This is a genomic window from Acinetobacter sp. ANC 5378, assembly GCF_013004315.1.
In the GTDB taxonomy this organism is placed as follows: Bacteria; Pseudomonadota; Gammaproteobacteria; order Pseudomonadales; family Moraxellaceae; genus Acinetobacter.
On the sequence record NZ_JABERK010000080.1, the window covers coordinates 1 to 16,034 of the forward strand.

The following is a 16,034-nucleotide window of genomic DNA, read 5'->3' on the forward strand; positions in this document are numbered from 1 at the left end:
GACAGTTATGGCAGCTTAAAGAGACGAATACGTCGAAGTCAGAGGTTAAATTCAAGCCCTTGATTTGTGCCAGCACTTCATCCGAGACTTTCGGTGCATAACCCGACACCTGTAATAATGCCAGAATCAAGGAGGTAAATTCATGCCCCATCGGCAAGCCGGCAAAGTTCACGCGTGGCTGTTCGCCGACTTTGGCAATCCCGAAGCTTGGAGTACGTTTATTGGTTCCGTCAAAACGAGCCGTTACCTGATCTGACAGTGCCGCCACCTCAGTCACCAGCTCCTTGATTTTGTCTGATTTGTCAGAAGCATCTAAAGATGCCACCAGTTCAATCGGGCTTTCCAGACGTTCCAATAAGGTTTTAAGTTGTGCTGAAGTATTTTGATCTAACATGGCTAACGTCTCCAAGGGAGTAAATGTTTATTTAATAAGGCTATAGTAAGATAAATTAATAAATAGGTAAAACAGTTTGTTTTTATTATTAAGATCGGATTATTAAATTAAGTAGCGTTTATCTTAAATTCTATAAGTACTGCCTTGTTTAAAACCTAAGAAAAAATCGAATGAAATAACAGTAAAGAAAAACAATAAAAGCCCCTTCCGAGGCTTTTGAATTGGATCATTTAAGGTGTAATGCGTTGTTCAACTCTTAACACGCGGCCTTTTAAATGCTGCGATAAGAAAAATAAAATTAAGCTTAAAATTGCAGATAAGATGAGCATGGCAATAATAAAGATATTCACCAAGTCGCTCATTTTTTCAGCTTGATCCACTTGCCTTGAAACACTTTGCGCCATCGGGGTGAGTGTTTTTCCATAAAGTTGATGCTGCATGGTCCACAATTGTTCGGGCTTGAAGCCATATTCAATAAAGTGAGGATCTGTTTTTTCCGCTTTAACCAAAGCCAGAACCTGGGGAATGGCAGCATCTTTATCGACTGGTTTATGTAACAACGCGGCTTGTGCAAGTAAATAAGCCTTCACGGGTTCATCTAATTCAGTACGCTGTAAATACTGTGCCAATTCACTTTGCTGAATATTTTTATCGTATTGAATCGCTTCGCTATAAGCATTATTTTCATCATCATTTAAATCGTATTGCAAAAAGGTTAAGCCTGACCACAACACAATGAAGGCAACCAACCAGCCAACAAATTTTAAAATAAAGGAGTGAAAACGCGTATAGAAGAAGCGTATTTTCTTTAAAAAATGAATGACAAAAAATGCCCCGACAAAAGAAACAAACAGCTTAAGAATCAGCCAGCCGAACCAAGACAACAGATTGGTAAAATAATCGGTGTGCTGACCGAGTTCAGCAAGATTTGCATCTACACTCATCGGCATATGCAATTGCTTTAATTCGGTGGTAACACCAAAAAAACTATAGACAAAATCATGTTGTAGAAATAATGCCACCACTGATGCAAGGAAAACGGTGATGCTGGTGATGCAAAATAAGGTCAGATTGCGTTGGCGCTTTTTCAGCGCCACAACACCAGATTCAATCTGTTGCGGATTCACAGCATATTCATCTAAGGGAGGCAAACGGTTTCTCCTAAAGTGCAGCCAATGAACTTAAGCCTATTCTTAAGATTTATTCACTCCACTGGTACTTGATTCTATAACCAAATGATTCAAATTTTCTTGCAAGGCACGTAAACGCGTGGTGGCTTCAGCACGTTTTTGCATACCTTCTTTTTGCACTTGAATCACATCATTAACAGTTTTAATGAGGGTGTTTTGCACATGTTCAAGCGTTTCAATATCAATCACTGAACGTTGATTGGCTTTGGCGGTATCGACCGAGTTTTGATGCAGCAAGTCTGCATTACGGCGTAACAGATCATTGGTTGCATCATCAATGCTATTGGCAAGTTGCACACTATTTTTCTGTTCATTTAAGGAAATGGCCAAACTGATCTGGTTTTTCCAGGCAGGTAAAGTAATGTTTTTAATCGCATAAAACTTATCGACCAACATCAAATTATTGGACTGGATAATCCGAATCATCGGCAAGGTTTGCATTGCCGATTGCTGCAAAACCTTTAAATCGCTGACCCGTTTTTCCAGATTATTGGCCAGATGATTCAGGTCATAAACCTTTTGCACCGACGCCTGATCTTGAGTTTGGGTGGTTAAAGTTGCGATTTCCTGCTGGATTTCCTGTTCTTTCAACTTCCCGGCAGCAATATAAATACCCAATTGTTTATATTCATCCTGCACACCGTGGAACATTTTATCCAAGGTATCAACGCGACTTTTGAGTCCCGATTGTGAAGTTTCAATTTCTTTAACTAAAACATCAATTTGTTCTTTGGTACTATTAAAATGCTGATCAAAATTCTGCTTGGCACCCTTCATTTTACTGATCAAGCCACCAAAAAAACCCGAACTTTTTTTCTTGTTTAAAATGCTGCTGGTATTCAACTGCTGTGCAACTTGAACCACCTGATTCAATTTTTGACCTGTAGCATCCAGATCTTTATTTTGCACAAGATTCAACAATTCATCGGTATAGGTCGACGTTTTTGTCGCAATATTTTTACCATATTCAGCCACTGCCGTATGGCTCATTGCAGCCAATTCTTTACGTGCATTCATCACTTCATTAAAGTCCGAATCCTGCAAACCCATTTCTTGCAAGTTCAGTTGCTGAAATTTTTGCTGAACCACATCGCTGCTTACTTCAGCCGGTAAATCTTTATGCTCAAAATCGGTCATGTCTCACCTAGTATCATTATTAATGTGTTGGTTTCTGTAGTGATTTTCTTAAAGTTTTGATCAGATTCTCTCGGCTATTATCCAACTTTTCCAACTCAATTGTCGAATTGCTTTGATTGCTTTGTTTAACATGATATTGCCATGCCGGAATCAAGACCTGCTGTGCCTCTTTAAAACGGTCCAGCAAGGTAAAAGAAAGCTGTTGAGATAACTGCATTTGTGTAATTGCAATATCATTACTGGCTTGTAAAGTTTGCAAGGTATTAATTTTTTTAGATAATCTGTCCGAAAAATTGTCTAGTGGATGCTGATTCTTCACGAAATTTGGGTATTCCACTAAAAACTCTTGTGCAGCCCGAATGTACTTCGCCATTTGCTCACGATGTCCAAGCAACTGCTGAAAACGTGCCTGCGACTTTTGAATCTCGATTTGCAATTTTTGACTTAAATGATTGGCCCGATTGAGCAATTGATCCAGATTTTTATAATATACAACCTGCCCCGATCCATATTCCAGATCAATCCCTAACCACTTTTGCAAGGCATTAAATTTACGTGTTTTTAAATATTTTTTTGAATCAGCCAAGGATTGAATCAGCTGTTCAATCGTCGAACTGAGTTGCTGGGTAAGATGTGGATCTACCCCGTTTAATAACACCGATTGTGCCTGAATAAGTTGATCAGCATAATGATTCAGACGATATTGATCATTCAGCAAAGGAACTAAATCATTACGCTGAATGGAGAGAAGTTCAGCCCGATTCACCTCAATTTCAGCCAAAGGAACAAGAACATCTATCTGTGACATAATATTAGAAACTCAATAAAATCATTTTTATAGTACGGCTTTCATACAAAATATCATGTAGTGTTTTGCAATTTCTAGAACATATTTATATTAAATTGGATAAAGATTTAAACAAGTTTTTAAAACAATTCATTTTACCAATTTACAAAGTGCTCAATTTATAGAGATAAGTCGGCTCTTTTGTATAATTTCATGCAATGTTTGTGATGTTAATATCTCAATTGCTTGATAACTCAGGTGAATAATTTTGTGAATCTCTACAGGCTATAATACATGTAATGATAAATTTAAAGAAACATTCTGTTTTGTCATTCCATTTTTTGATAACAAAAGTTTTTAATCTTGTCGGCAACTTTTTAATGACGAAAAATCATAAATAAAATAAATAATTTTAATTACTTAGAAAATTAACCAGGAAATTTCTTAATCAAATTATCTGCTTTACTCAAAAGATAAGAATGATTTATTGGCGTGATTGTCGGGTAATTATAGTTAATTGTTGATCAATTCTTTATTCTAGTGTTCTGCTAATACGGGAGTATTAGACAGCAATGAAAATTTAAATAAAAAAATTGCTTTCATGGAACTGAACTGGACAATAATCATATGAAAAACAAAAAATTATTTTTTAAATGGACGTCGAATGTTTTGCTTGCATCTACAGCCTTCACCTCGCTAGCTATGAATGCAACTACAGCAACAACGCCTGCTCCACCAAATAGCCAACAGGTATTTTTTGTGGGCAATAACTGGGATGGCACCGTGACCGTCATCCGCCCCTCACAGGATTTTGGCAAAATCGGTGTCATTAACATGGTGCCTGACCGGTCAGAGCGCTTAAAGGAAATTTATCTTAATCCAATCAAATTAATTGCGTATAGCTACATTCGTAATACTGCGGGTGAAGGTAACGATCAATTAGTCGATGACATGTACTCAACCCCAGATGGCAAGTCCGTGGTGGCATCTCGCCCAAGTTTTGCAGATGTGGTATCTATCAATATTGCTACGGGCAAGATCAACTGGCGTACTCCTGTTGAAGGTTTCCGTGCCGATCATATGGCCGTTTCCCCCGATGGTCAGCGCTTAGCTGTCTCAGCATCTTCGGGTAACGTCGTTCATGTTCTGGACATCAACACCGGTAAGGAATTGGGACGCTTTGCAACAGGCGACAAACCGCATGAAAACATCTTCTTTGATGGTGGCTCAAAAATTTTAAACTCCGCGATTGGCAATGTGGAAACCGCCATGGATGCATCATGGCAAGATTTCACCAAGGGTAAACGATTCATTACCATTGCTGATGCGAATACGTTTAAAGTGCTCAAGAAAATTGATTTCCGTCCTGCCTTAGATGCAATCGGTCGTAAAGATTTATCCAATGCAGTGCGTCCCATCGTGTTTAGTAATGATGAAAGTAAGATTTATGCACAGGTTTCATTTTTTAACGGCTTGATCGAGTATGACCTGAACCAGAATAAAATTACTCGCATTGGTCAACTCCCGGGCAGCTCTACCATTCCGTCTGACCGGACAAAATATGTCAATGACTCCCGTCATCATGGATTATCCATCAGTGCTGATGGTGAGAAATTGTGTGTGGCAGGCACCATGGATGACTATGCAACCATTGTCGACCGTTCAACCTTAAAAGCTGGCAAGCTGATCGCTGCAGGCAAGCCATATTGGGCAACACAAAGTCCTGATGGGAAAAGCTGCGTGATTTCAGAGAGTGCTACTGATGTGGTCACCGTCATTGATTTTGCCACAGGTGAAAAGGTTCTGAGTGTTCCGGTCGGTAATCATCCACAGCGTGTTCGTATAGGTTATGCACCGGCTGGCTGGTCAACCAAGTAATGAATGGTTAATGAGTGGATAATTAATGAATTAAACAGACCTGATTGTAGATGAGGTCTGTTTTTTAATTTTAATGAAATTAACAGGTTTGGTAGCATGTCTCACACTTTACGACTTGGCATCATCGTTGGAATAATTGTGACTTTATTACTCATAGGTATTGTCTATTTCTTTCGACCCGCAACCCCGGCTCCATTAGAAACAGCTCAGTCCAGCGTTAATAAAACTCCAGTGAACAGTGCTTTAAAAAAGAATGTCGAACATTTAAAACCAAAGCAGGCAATACCCCTACAACCCTCAAATCAGAGAGGATTGATCCAGCAGCGTGACCGACTTTATCAGGATTTCGAACAAATCAGTCAGTCATTGAGTGTAGGACAGCAACCTGATTTTCGCCAGGTAAGTGATTTATTAGAAAAGCAAAAACAGCTTGTAAAAGCAGGTGGGCTTTCAGCGAATAACGCTCTTTCCTATTGCCAATTTTTAAGACAAATTTTACCGGCTATGGATCAGCAGATTAATCAACATATTCTACAATTAGAGCAACTTAAGCATACGACTTCATAAAAGTTGATATAGTTAAATTCCAAATAAATTGGCACATTAACCTTTAAACAATAGATCAATATTTTTAACCCTAAATTTTTTCCTAACCGATTTTACTTGAACCCACATTTGGAATACCGGTCAATATTCAAAAGTAGATAAGCAAAGCCCCATTCATATAGTCTTTGTGTATTTTCAAGTTTCTAATTGGGTTGCTTCTGGGGATTTGATTGCCGAAGATGCTGGTTAGGTTGATCAGGTTGGGGATTAGGTGGATTAGGTACTTTTTTTTCATCAGGCTGTTGAGGATATTCAATATGTAAGGTTGGTTGATCAGGTTGTGGATTTTGTGGTTGATTAGCCATGTTTAACTTCCTCCTTTTAGATTGTGTTTTTATATCGTCTTCATCACGACACTAACAATTTACTCTTTCTTTGCTCTTATCCAACCCTAAGTCTGTGTCAATTCTCTTCTTTGTAAACACGATAACTGCATATTATTGATTCACAAGTGCACTATCACAGTGACATTCACAATCATTACCTAAAATCATCTCCCTTTAACATTAAGACCATCATTCATAATAAAAAACACTTTCACTTATATCTGGCTTACTGTTGAATTTGTGTGCAAATTGAATATTTGTCTAAGCTAAGAACCAATGGCGAAATACTGTATAAAAATGGAAGGAAAATTTTTAGCTTACTGTGATCTACTTAACAAACCCTTGGTAAATTTTGGTATTGGGCTAACGATGATTGAGTAGCAAAGCAATTTGATGATCAGATAAAAGCCAACTCATTTCTTAATATGAAGCAAGGGCAATTTTCAATGGGTGGATTGATGAGTTAGATCGTCACGTTGTTGTTTAATACCGAGCATCCGATTGCGATGAATATGTTGTCTGTGCAGTAGGTGTATTGGCATTTTTTAACGCGGGGCTGTAGTAAATAACCCGAATCCTGTTTAAGCCAACGATTCCATAATTTGAATTGTTGGCTTATTCTGATGACATAATTGATATGCGCATAACGATGCATAAATACCACTAAGAAATCCATGCATACTACGTGCTCTACTCGTCACTAAATTGTATTGTCCTTTCAGTAAACTGAATAACGTTTCTATCTTATTACGCTGTTTTAAGTGATATCCATTTGATGCAGATAGTTGAATAGCCTGCATATTTTTCCGATGATAAGTAATCAGATCAATCCCTTGTTCTTTTAATCTGGTTTTTAATTCCTGGCTGATATAGCCACGATCTGCATAGAGCTTTGCTTCTAAGCCCTCAACCAATTGCTCAACCATTTTTATGTCAGCAATATGTCCATTGGATAAAGCAGAACAAGCGATTTCACCAAATTGATTCATCGCGATATGTAATTTACAGCCATAAAACCAGCCCATCGAGCTTTTACCACGAGATGCTATTGAGGCTAAAGATTTATGGCGTTGAATACGCTGATTTTTACAGACGGGTAAAGTGGTTGAATCAATCCATAAATATGAGCGATGTTGACCTTTCATCAAAGCCACATGTAAAGCATGTAGTGCCAATTGATGCATATTAATGAGGTGAGTCATACGTTGATAACAAGGTAAGTGACTAAATAAATGGCTTTTATCTTCCTTCAGCCATGTGAAAAAGGCTTTGAAATTATTGAAATGAGAACATTTGTACCAAATAGCAATAAAGCAGATTTCTGAGATCGACAGATGAGCAGGTCTGATTCTTACAGAATGATGGCATTGTTTGAGAAATTTCCAATAAGTTGCTTCAAATTTAAGAAAGAAATCATCAATGATGCAGAATAATTCGGTACTATTGAACATGAGGACTAGAGTTGTGAGTTTGGGGTGGTAACTCAACTGATGGCTCTAGTCTTCTTATTTTTCAAGTCAATTTCTTATCCGCGATTCGGGTTAAATAAGATTAAATTTCTGTCCAATTTAATAGTATTTTAAGCTGTTGTTTTGGACTGCCATAGTTAAACCTAAATTCACATTCTTTAATAAACGATGGAAAGGCATTTCGGTCAATACCATTGTATTTTCTAAGCACTCTTTTAGCCTGATTCCAGAAGTTTTCGATGCCATTGATATGATTTTGACCATCAGCAAAATGGCTTGAATGATTGATGCGATGATGGCTAAAGCCAGCGATATCCAAAGCATTATAGCTATGCCAATGATCTGTATAAACTATGCTATCTGGATTTATTTTCTTAGATATTACAGGCATTAGTGTGCTTGATTTGGTATCAGGAACGATAATCGTATAAACTTTACCATTACGTTTAAGCAGTCCAAAGACAATCACTTTGCCAGCTGCACCTCTTCCACGCTTTCCTTTGCGGACCCCACCAAAATAACTCTCATCTAATTCAATATGCTCTTGAAAAACCTCTAAGGCATCTTGGTCAAGATGATACATAATGACTTCGCGAATCTTCTTGTAGAATAGTGCTGCAGAATTGGATTGTATACCAAGCAAATCGGCAGCAGTTCGAGCTGTAACTTCAGCGACAAAAAACTCTAGTAGTTTTCTTTGAGTTTTTTTATTTAATTTACATCGAGTTATCTTCATAAACGTAGATTATCATAAAGCTAATCTACTACAGCCCCAAGAAAAGCTCTACATTTTCGTTGATTTCATAAAATAGCTATCAATTTTCTGTTTAAATTTTATGACATTACTTTGATTATTAAATAATAATTACTATAATTCGCAACGTTTTGCACGGTTGTGCCTTTATTTTTTTTGTTGGGTTATAAATTTCTTGCTTATGAATATTAAATTTTTGGGTGTTATTACATTATTTCTTGGACTTATCAATCCTGTGGCTGCCATGCCATTCGACCCATTGATCGGAACATGGAGAGTTATTGATGATCGTACAGGTTATTACATTTCTGAAATTGTGATTCGTAAGAACTCTAAAACACAGCAATATAGTGCTGTTGTTACTAAAAGCCGACAAGCACCTGGTGTGGAGAATCCAGATGTATGTGGTAAATGCCCAGGTGTATTAAAGGATCAACCAATTTTTGGTATGGAAGTACTGAAGGGCATGGTAGTAAATGGCAGTAATACTCAATTTAATAAGGGGGTATGGCTTAACACGCAAGATGGCCGCACTTATGATATTGAAGCTCGTTTAAATGATTCTCGAGATCAGATGAAAGTTTTTGGTAAGGTAAAAAATGGCAATACCACCAGTGCTATGACTTGGAAAAAGTTTTAAAAAAGTTGCAGATGAGCGCTTACATTGATCATGATCTCAATATAAAAAGCTTCACCACGCTTACGAGGCTTGGGTAATTTCATGACGTAAATTCCAAAAATCTTGACGTAATCTTGACGTAAATTTAACTGCAATATCGGCAAAAAGTAGCGATTATAAAGATAGTGCAGATAACAGCGTACATTATTCAAGACAATAAAAAAGGGTTCTAAGCTACTGTTTTCGCTTAAAACCCTTATAACATAACGTTTGGAATTTTGGTAGGTATATCCAGACTCGAACTGGAGACCTCTACGATGTCAACGTAGCGCTCTAACCAACTGAGCTATACACCTAAGTGCTCTGAATCATATTCATTTTTATTTTTTAAGACAAGTGCTTTCTTTTATTTTTTAAAGCAGATGCACAATTTTTAAGCATCCCTTTAAATTGCTTTAATTTTTGATCATTTTGCGCCATAGAAAATCGTTGCTGCTGATAATGTTCTGCTGTTTGGATAAAGATCCTGTGTTCATCTTCTTCTATCACATCAGCTAAACGATGCATCCAGGTAAAAAAAGTTTCAGCAGGCTGCTTGCGTAATGGCTCTTCTAGTTGTTTAGAAAACCGTTGAATCACACGCTCATATGCAGAACCCTGCTGTCTATCACGATAGTAAATCCAAGCAAAATAAAAAATTACCACCAACAAAATGCTTGAGAGCAATGTCAGGGTACTCGCATAAGCTGTTTTCAGACCTAATTTCGACAACCAGCTTTGCTGCTTTTCAGCATCATATCCCACGACTTTGCTTTGCCACTGATAACTCGCATAGTCACTCCAGATTCGCATATTTTTCATCATTGAAAATTGACGATATTTCCACTTCTGCTCTTTATTTCCCAAGATACTTCGGTCATTTTCAATATAATTCTGCATTCCTCCATCTATACGCTGGGGAGCAATAATTGCGGTTGGATCAATCCGTCGCCATTTTCCATTCAGTTGCACTTCTGTCCACGCATGGGCATCCAGTTGACGAACTTCCCAACTTGCTCGATCCAATGCAAGTTGCCCTCCTTGATAACCAATGACCACACGTGCGGGTATCCCCACATAACGCATCAACATGGCAAAACTCGAAGCATAATGCTCACAAAAACCCTGCCGAGACTGAAACAAGAATTCATCGATACGATTTCCACCTAATAAACCCGGCGTTAAGGTATATGCAAAATTATTCCTTTTATACCACTGCAAAATATTATGCACGTATCGATCAGGTCGTTGCCCGCTTTGCTTAAACATGTCTAAAGCAAATTGACGTGATTGTTCATCGAGTTGCTCTGGAATTTGGGTATTTATTTTTTCCAGAAATTCAGGTTTGGATGCTCCCTGTCCTTGAAGCTGCGTATCGCCTAACCAATGCAAAGTAATAGGTTGATTTCGTGTTATGGAACGGATCGGGCTAATGCCCCAATCCTGTTTTAATTGGTATTGAGGGTCTTTTGGAATGGATTTTTCCAGTCCCATTATCCACATGACGCGCGAATCTGCAGCTAAGTATTGATAATCAAAACCCTGCTTTGTTTTTCTCAAAATCGTATTGTTAAAGACGGACTGTTGATTCACCAAACTACTGGTCCAAGTTCTGCCATCATATTGGTCCAAGACCATTGCCCGCCAATACAGCTCATTACGGGAGGGCAGCTTATTCATATTGCCAATAATGCGAAAAGCCAAACTACTTGATTGTGATAATTCAGCAATATCACCGGGGGACATGCTGTCACTCATCCCCGTGACACTTTTTTGTTCTGGAATTGGAATATGCCAAAGTGGCGGTAAACGCGGGAAAAAGATAAACAGCAAGATAAAAAAAGGCAAAGCCAAAATCAGAAATTTACCGACATGCTTGGCATCTGTTTTTAATGCAGATGATTGATTTTGTGCCTGTTTAAATTCACTGGTTTGTAAACGATACAATCCGATCAGGCAACAAAATAAACATAATACAATGACAATCGCCATCCAGATGGATTGGCTATATAAAAATGAACTTGCCCCAACAAACAAAGCAAAATTAAATAAGATAATCACATCTCGTTTATTCCTGGTTTCCATAGCTTTGGCAAATAAAAAAGTGGATAAAATAGCAACCCCTGCTTCTACCCCAATAAAACTCTGATATTTAAAATAAATCGTCACTAATGCCAAAATTGTCAGTGCAAATGTCCAAATTTTGGATACTGCTTTTGCCTCATCTTTAAAGCTAAAAAACAAACACAAAAGAATCAGGGCGAAAATTGCACTTAACAGAACAGGATTAAAAAATACTTGCGCAATCAATAATAATAACAAGGTGATTAAAATCGAGGTTCTAACATCAGCATGAATCATAATTTAAGCCTGCGCCAAAAGTTTTTTCGCCTGAAGCAACTGCTTTGCTCCCACGCCTAGGGTTAATTCAGCCTGCGGTAAAACTACAGCATAGCTACATTGCAGTTGCTCACATTGTTCAATCAACCCCATCATTAAACTCAGTTTTTCTTCATGCTCGGTACTTGGCATATTTGCATAATGGATTGCCACACTCGGTTGATCATTATGCTGCTCAAAGACCTTGATATATAAACCTTGCCCGCGTGCAGCCTGCTTCCAGGATACGGCTTGCAAGCTATCCCCCAACTTGAAATTACGCAGTTCACGAAACTCATCCATATCGGGTTCAAAACTGTGCTGATGCTGTTTATTTTCTGCATTATAAAATGCAGCTTTGGGTGCAACCCATGAATATTCTTTTAAATAAAAATAGGTCCACGCCCGAACCAATCCAAACGGATATACCGCATAAATCTGCACAGTTGGATAATGAAACTTGCCGCGTGTATCGGTAAAAAAAGACAGGGTAATTTTTTGCTTGAGTTCAGCGATGGAGACTTTTTCTAAATGCTGATCGGTTTTAATCCATAAATAACGCAACTGCTTTTGTGGCTGCTGAAAATGGATTTGCAAATCAAGATGATCCCCCACTTGCCCGATCTCGTTCACTGAGATTTCAATACTTAGCTCATGTAATTGTTTAAAGGTTAAATAAAAACTGATACATAAAATCGCACTGATCAGAAAGCAAAAACCCAAAATCAAGTTATTGGCATAATTGATCCCGGCAATAAAAGTAATCAAGATCAATACCACATACAGATAGCCCTGTTGATAGATAAAAATCAGAATGTCTTTTTGCGAGAGCTGTTTTATTTTTTCAAATTGAAAGCGTTTCGCTAACCATTTTTGCCAAGGCTTGCTCAATTTGATCTTCCTTTAGCTAATCTTCACTTGCTGCATCAACTGCAAGGTTTCTGCTTCACTCAATCCAATCCGATGAGAAACCACGGCAACAAAAACGGCCTGAACATCATCCGAGGTTACATAGCTGCGCTGCTCAATAAAGGCATGCGCTTGTGAAGCTTTTTTCAAAGCCAATAGACCGCGAGTGGATAAACCATGCCGACTTTTACGGGTCTCATTCGCCAAATCCAGCAGATAATCCAACACGACATCGACAATATGAACTTGCGTGACCAGTTGTTGCATATCTAAAATTTCTTGCTCGTTAAAAACATGCTCTAGCGTTGCAATTAAGACATAACGGGAGTTTTGTTGTAATAACAGTTTTTCTGCTGATCGTGAAGGATAGCCAAGTGACAAACGCATCAGAAACCGGTCAAGTTGTGATTCCGGCAAACTATAAGTGCCACTTTGAAATAGCGGGTTCTGCGTTGCGATGACCCAAAAAGGTTGCGGTAACTCATAACGAACACCATCTACCGTCACCAAGCCTTCTTCCATCGCTTCTAGCAACGCACTCTGGGTTTTGGGACTACAGCGGTTAATTTCATCTGCCAGCAAGATTTGGGTGAAAATTGGACCTTGCTTGAACTCAAACTGATGTTCTTTTTGGTTAAACATATTCACGCCAATCACATCACTGGCGAGCATGTCATTGGTAAACTGAATACGCTGAAACTTCAGCCCTGCAATATGGGACAAGGCACTAGATAGGGTGGTTTTACCGAGTCCTGGCAAATCTTCAAACAACACATGGCCACCGGCTAATAAACTACTTAAAGCCAGTTTGGTCTGATTTTCTTTATCTAAAATGATGCTATTGATTTGATTCAAGAATGCTTGAATTTTGGCAGCATACGATTCAATCCGATCATTCAGTTGTTGTTGCTCATGTGTGAGTTCTTGTTTTTGAACCTTATTTGTACCCCAAATCACAGCTTATTTCCCAATAAAAAACGGTGCATGATTAACATACACCGTTTTTTTATTTTTCCAAACAAATCAAAAGATTTCTGACAAATACCTGCTTAGATTAACAAGGGCATTTTTTCATTCCACCGCCAGCGCTTGGATAACGTACATCCACACAGTGACGGTAAAATGTTTTGGCATCCATTGCGACCAAGTCCGGATGATTCTTTTGCATATGCTCCAAATAGGTCTGATAATCCGCCACACCGACCATCAGGCGAAAGCTTTGCTGTAGACGTTGCCAAATGATCTGAATGGTTTTAATGCCATTCAACATGAAAAACTTTTTCGGCTGAGCCAGCACAGTAAATTTAATGATCTTACCCAACGCCAGTTTTTGGCGAATTTGATCTTTTAGACTCATTTCACCTCTCCCGCCGGAACTTCGTCACTATAAATGGCTTCTGACTCATGCACGCTTGGATTAGGATCTGCCAATGCACGACGAATCACACCAATGGCAGCAAAAACCATCACAATCGCCACAATCATAAAGAAACCGCACAGTACTGCATTAATCTGATTCGAGAATACAATGGTTTGCATTTCAGCGATGTCTTTGGCTGGTTTTAAAATTTCATTACGCGCAATTGCATCAGAGAATCGGTTGGCTTGTGCCAGGAAACCAATTTTTGGATTTTCATGGAAGATTTTTTGCCAACCTGCCGTCATACAGGTAATAAATAAGAAAATGGTTGGAAAAATAGTGATCCAAACATATTTCTCTTTCTTCATTTTGAACAAGATGACAGTACCCAAAATCAGTGCCATTGCAGCAAGCATTTGGTTACCAATACCAAATAAAGGCCATAAGCTATTGATACCGCCAAGTGGGTCAATCACACCTTGATAAACAAAGAAACCCCAACCTGCAACAGCCACGGCGGTTCCCACCAGATTACCAAAGAAATTGTGCGATTGTTTCAACGCAGGAATCACGATACCGACAGTATCCTGAACCATGAAGCGACAAGCACGTGTACCCGCATCTACCGCAGTTAAAATGAATAAAGCTTCAAACAGAATCGCGAAGTGATACCAGAACGCCATCATGGAACGGTTATTAAAAATTTCCGTAATAATGTGCGCCATGCCAATCGCAAATGTTGGTGCACCACCAGTACGCGAAAGAATCGAGCTTTCACCGACTTCCTGAGCAAGTAAAGTCAATGCTTCAGGAGTTACCACAAAGCCTAAAGTACGCACCGCTTCAGCAGCACTTTCAACCGTGGTGCCCAATACGGCAGCGGGTGCATTAATTGCGAAATAGACTCCTGGCTCAAGAATGGTGGCACAAATCATTGCCATGACAGCAACGAAAGATTCCATCAACATACCACCGTAACCAATTACACGAATATCAACTTCATTTTCAATTAGTTTTGGTGTGGTTCCCGAAGAAACCAAGGCATGAAAGCCTGAAATGGCACCGCAGGCAATGGTAATGAACAAGAATGGGAACATAGAACCTGCAAATACAGGACCTGTACCATCAATGAAATGCGTTACAGCAGGCATTTTCATTTCAGGTAATGCCACCATAATTCCGACTGCAAGACCAGCAATCACGCCAATTTTCAAAAAGGTAGAAAGGTAGTCACGTGGCGCAAGCAGCAACCAAACCGGCAAGACTGAAGCAACAAAACCGTAAGTGATTAAACACCAAGTCAGTTGCGTACCAGACAGTGTAAAGATCGGTCCCCAATAAGGATCAGCTGCAACATTTCCACCATAAACAATCGCCAGCATCATCAGTACAAAACCAATGATTGAAACCTCGGCAATTTTCCCTGGACGGAGATAACGCATATATACGCCCATGAACAATGCAATTGGAATGGTTGCAGCAATACTGAACACGCCCCATGGACTGTTGGTCAAGGCTTTCACGACTACCAATGCAAGCACTGCAAGGATAATGATCATGACGCCTAATGCACCCAGCATCACAACTATACCGGCAAAGGAGCCAAGCTCCTGCTTTGCCATTTCACCGAGTGAACGACCATCACGACGGGTAGAAATAAACAGCACCAAGAAGTCCTGAACAGCACCCGCGAGAACCACACCCACCAACAACCAGATGGTGCCAGGTAAATAACCCATCTGCGCTGCAAGAATAGGACCGACTAATGGTCCAGCACCTGCAATGGCAGCAAAATGGTGACCAAACAAGACATACTTATTGGTTGGAACATAATCTAGACCATCGGCTAGGCGATGCGCTGGTGTTAAGCGTCTGGCATTGAGTTCAAAAACTTTATTGGCAATAAATAAACTGTAGAAGCGATAAGCGATGCTATATACACAGATGGCTGCCAGGACGAGCCAGACTGCATTAACATGCTCACCTCTGCTGATTGCAAGTATCCCGAATGACACTGCACCTAAAATCGCGACCAAAAGCCACACTATTTTTGAAGTTATGGTTAACTTCGGTTGAATCGTTTCCATGTAAATCCCTCATATCTAATGCATAAATCAGCGATCATTTTTTATTGTTCGGTATACAGCTGTTTCTTCCTTTGCGACTCTACTCCTCATGACTTACTTT

14 protein-coding genes, 1 tRNA gene and 1 pseudogene are annotated in these 16,034 nt (G+C 39.1%); 3 read left to right on the forward strand and 13 right to left on the reverse strand.

What is annotated here, in order from left to right:
- The 4 genes and pseudogenes from HLH16_RS14675 to HLH16_RS14690 all read right to left on the reverse strand — a co-directional run.
- Positions 1-394 (reverse strand): annotated as a pseudogene (locus HLH16_RS14675) (alkyl hydroperoxide reductase subunit F); the annotation flags it as partial.
- 230 nt (positions 395-624) lie between these two features.
- A complete protein-coding gene (locus HLH16_RS14680) occupies positions 625-1,545 on the reverse strand; it encodes a hypothetical protein (RefSeq protein WP_171529871.1) in 921 nt (306 codons plus the stop codon).
- 42 nt (positions 1,546-1,587) lie between these two features.
- Complete coding sequence (locus HLH16_RS14685; protein ID WP_171529872.1) at positions 1,588-2,721, reverse strand: toxic anion resistance protein; 1,134 nt, start codon at positions 2,719-2,721, stop codon at positions 1,588-1,590.
- Positions 2,722-2,740: 19 nt separating this feature from the next.
- Positions 2,741-3,529, reverse strand: coding sequence for a tellurium resistance protein (locus HLH16_RS14690; RefSeq protein WP_171529873.1), 789 nt, complete (start codon positions 3,527-3,529; stop codon positions 2,741-2,743).
- Between the two features lie 681 nt (positions 3,530-4,210).
- On the opposite strand from HLH16_RS14690, the gene HLH16_RS14695 reads away from it, so the two are divergent.
- Together HLH16_RS14695 and HLH16_RS14700 are read left to right on the forward strand one after the other, a co-directional pair.
- The gene (locus tag HLH16_RS14695) at positions 4,211-5,386 is read left to right on the forward strand and encodes a YncE family protein (protein WP_250850290.1); all 1,176 of its coding nucleotides are present in this window, start codon (positions 4,211-4,213) and stop codon (positions 5,384-5,386) included.
- 96 nt (positions 5,387-5,482) lie between these two features.
- Positions 5,483-5,953 carry a hypothetical protein gene (locus HLH16_RS14700; RefSeq protein WP_171529875.1) on the forward strand — a complete coding sequence of 157 codons (471 nt, stop codon included), beginning with the start codon at positions 5,483-5,485 and terminating at the stop codon, positions 5,951-5,953.
- Between the two features lie 182 nt (positions 5,954-6,135).
- On the opposite strand, the gene HLH16_RS14705 is transcribed toward HLH16_RS14700, so the two are convergent.
- From HLH16_RS14705 to HLH16_RS14715, 3 genes are all read right to left on the reverse strand, one after another.
- Positions 6,136-6,297 (reverse strand): hypothetical protein, encoded by a 162-nt coding sequence (locus tag HLH16_RS14705; RefSeq protein WP_165541281.1) that lies wholly within the window; start codon positions 6,295-6,297, stop codon positions 6,136-6,138.
- A gap of 602 nt (positions 6,298-6,899) precedes the next feature.
- Positions 6,900-7,769, reverse strand: coding sequence for an IS982 family transposase (locus HLH16_RS14710; RefSeq protein WP_131316595.1), 870 nt, complete (start codon positions 7,767-7,769; stop codon positions 6,900-6,902).
- 100 nt (positions 7,770-7,869) lie between these two features.
- Positions 7,870-8,523 carry an IS1595 family transposase gene (locus HLH16_RS14715; RefSeq protein ID WP_171529876.1) on the reverse strand — a complete coding sequence of 218 codons (654 nt, stop codon included), beginning with the start codon at positions 8,521-8,523 and terminating at the stop codon, positions 7,870-7,872.
- 199 nt (positions 8,524-8,722) lie between these two features.
- Between HLH16_RS14715 and HLH16_RS14720 the strand changes: the two genes are divergently transcribed.
- Positions 8,723-9,181, forward strand: a complete 459-nt coding sequence (locus tag HLH16_RS14720) for a DUF2147 domain-containing protein (RefSeq protein ID WP_171529877.1) — start codon at positions 8,723-8,725, stop codon at positions 9,179-9,181.
- Between the two features lie 258 nt (positions 9,182-9,439).
- Here HLH16_RS14720 and HLH16_RS14725 read toward each other — a convergent pair.
- From HLH16_RS14725 to HLH16_RS14750, 6 genes are all read right to left on the reverse strand, one after another.
- Positions 9,440-9,516, reverse strand: a tRNA-Val gene (locus tag HLH16_RS14725).
- A gap of 31 nt (positions 9,517-9,547) precedes the next feature.
- Complete coding sequence (locus HLH16_RS14730; protein ID WP_171529878.1) at positions 9,548-11,560, reverse strand: transglutaminase TgpA family protein; 2,013 nt, start codon at positions 11,558-11,560, stop codon at positions 9,548-9,550.
- Between the two features lie 3 nt (positions 11,561-11,563).
- Positions 11,564-12,469 (reverse strand): DUF58 domain-containing protein, encoded by a 906-nt coding sequence (locus tag HLH16_RS14735; protein ID WP_171529879.1) that lies wholly within the window; start codon positions 12,467-12,469, stop codon positions 11,564-11,566.
- Between the two features lie 12 nt (positions 12,470-12,481).
- Positions 12,482-13,387 carry an AAA family ATPase gene (locus tag HLH16_RS14740; protein ID WP_214646723.1) on the reverse strand — a complete coding sequence of 302 codons (906 nt, stop codon included), beginning with the start codon at positions 13,385-13,387 and terminating at the stop codon, positions 12,482-12,484.
- A 154-nt stretch (positions 13,388-13,541) separates the two neighbouring features.
- Positions 13,542-13,844: a YbdD/YjiX family protein gene (locus HLH16_RS14745; RefSeq protein WP_171529880.1), complete on the reverse strand. Its 303-nt coding sequence runs from the start codon at positions 13,842-13,844 to the stop codon at positions 13,542-13,544.
- Positions 13,841-15,934 carry a carbon starvation CstA family protein gene (locus tag HLH16_RS14750; protein ID WP_214646722.1) on the reverse strand — a complete coding sequence of 698 codons (2,094 nt, stop codon included), beginning with the start codon at positions 15,932-15,934 and terminating at the stop codon, positions 13,841-13,843. Before HLH16_RS14750 ends, HLH16_RS14745 begins: the two co-directional genes overlap by 4 nt.
- Between the last annotated feature and the right edge of the window lie 100 nt (positions 15,935-16,034).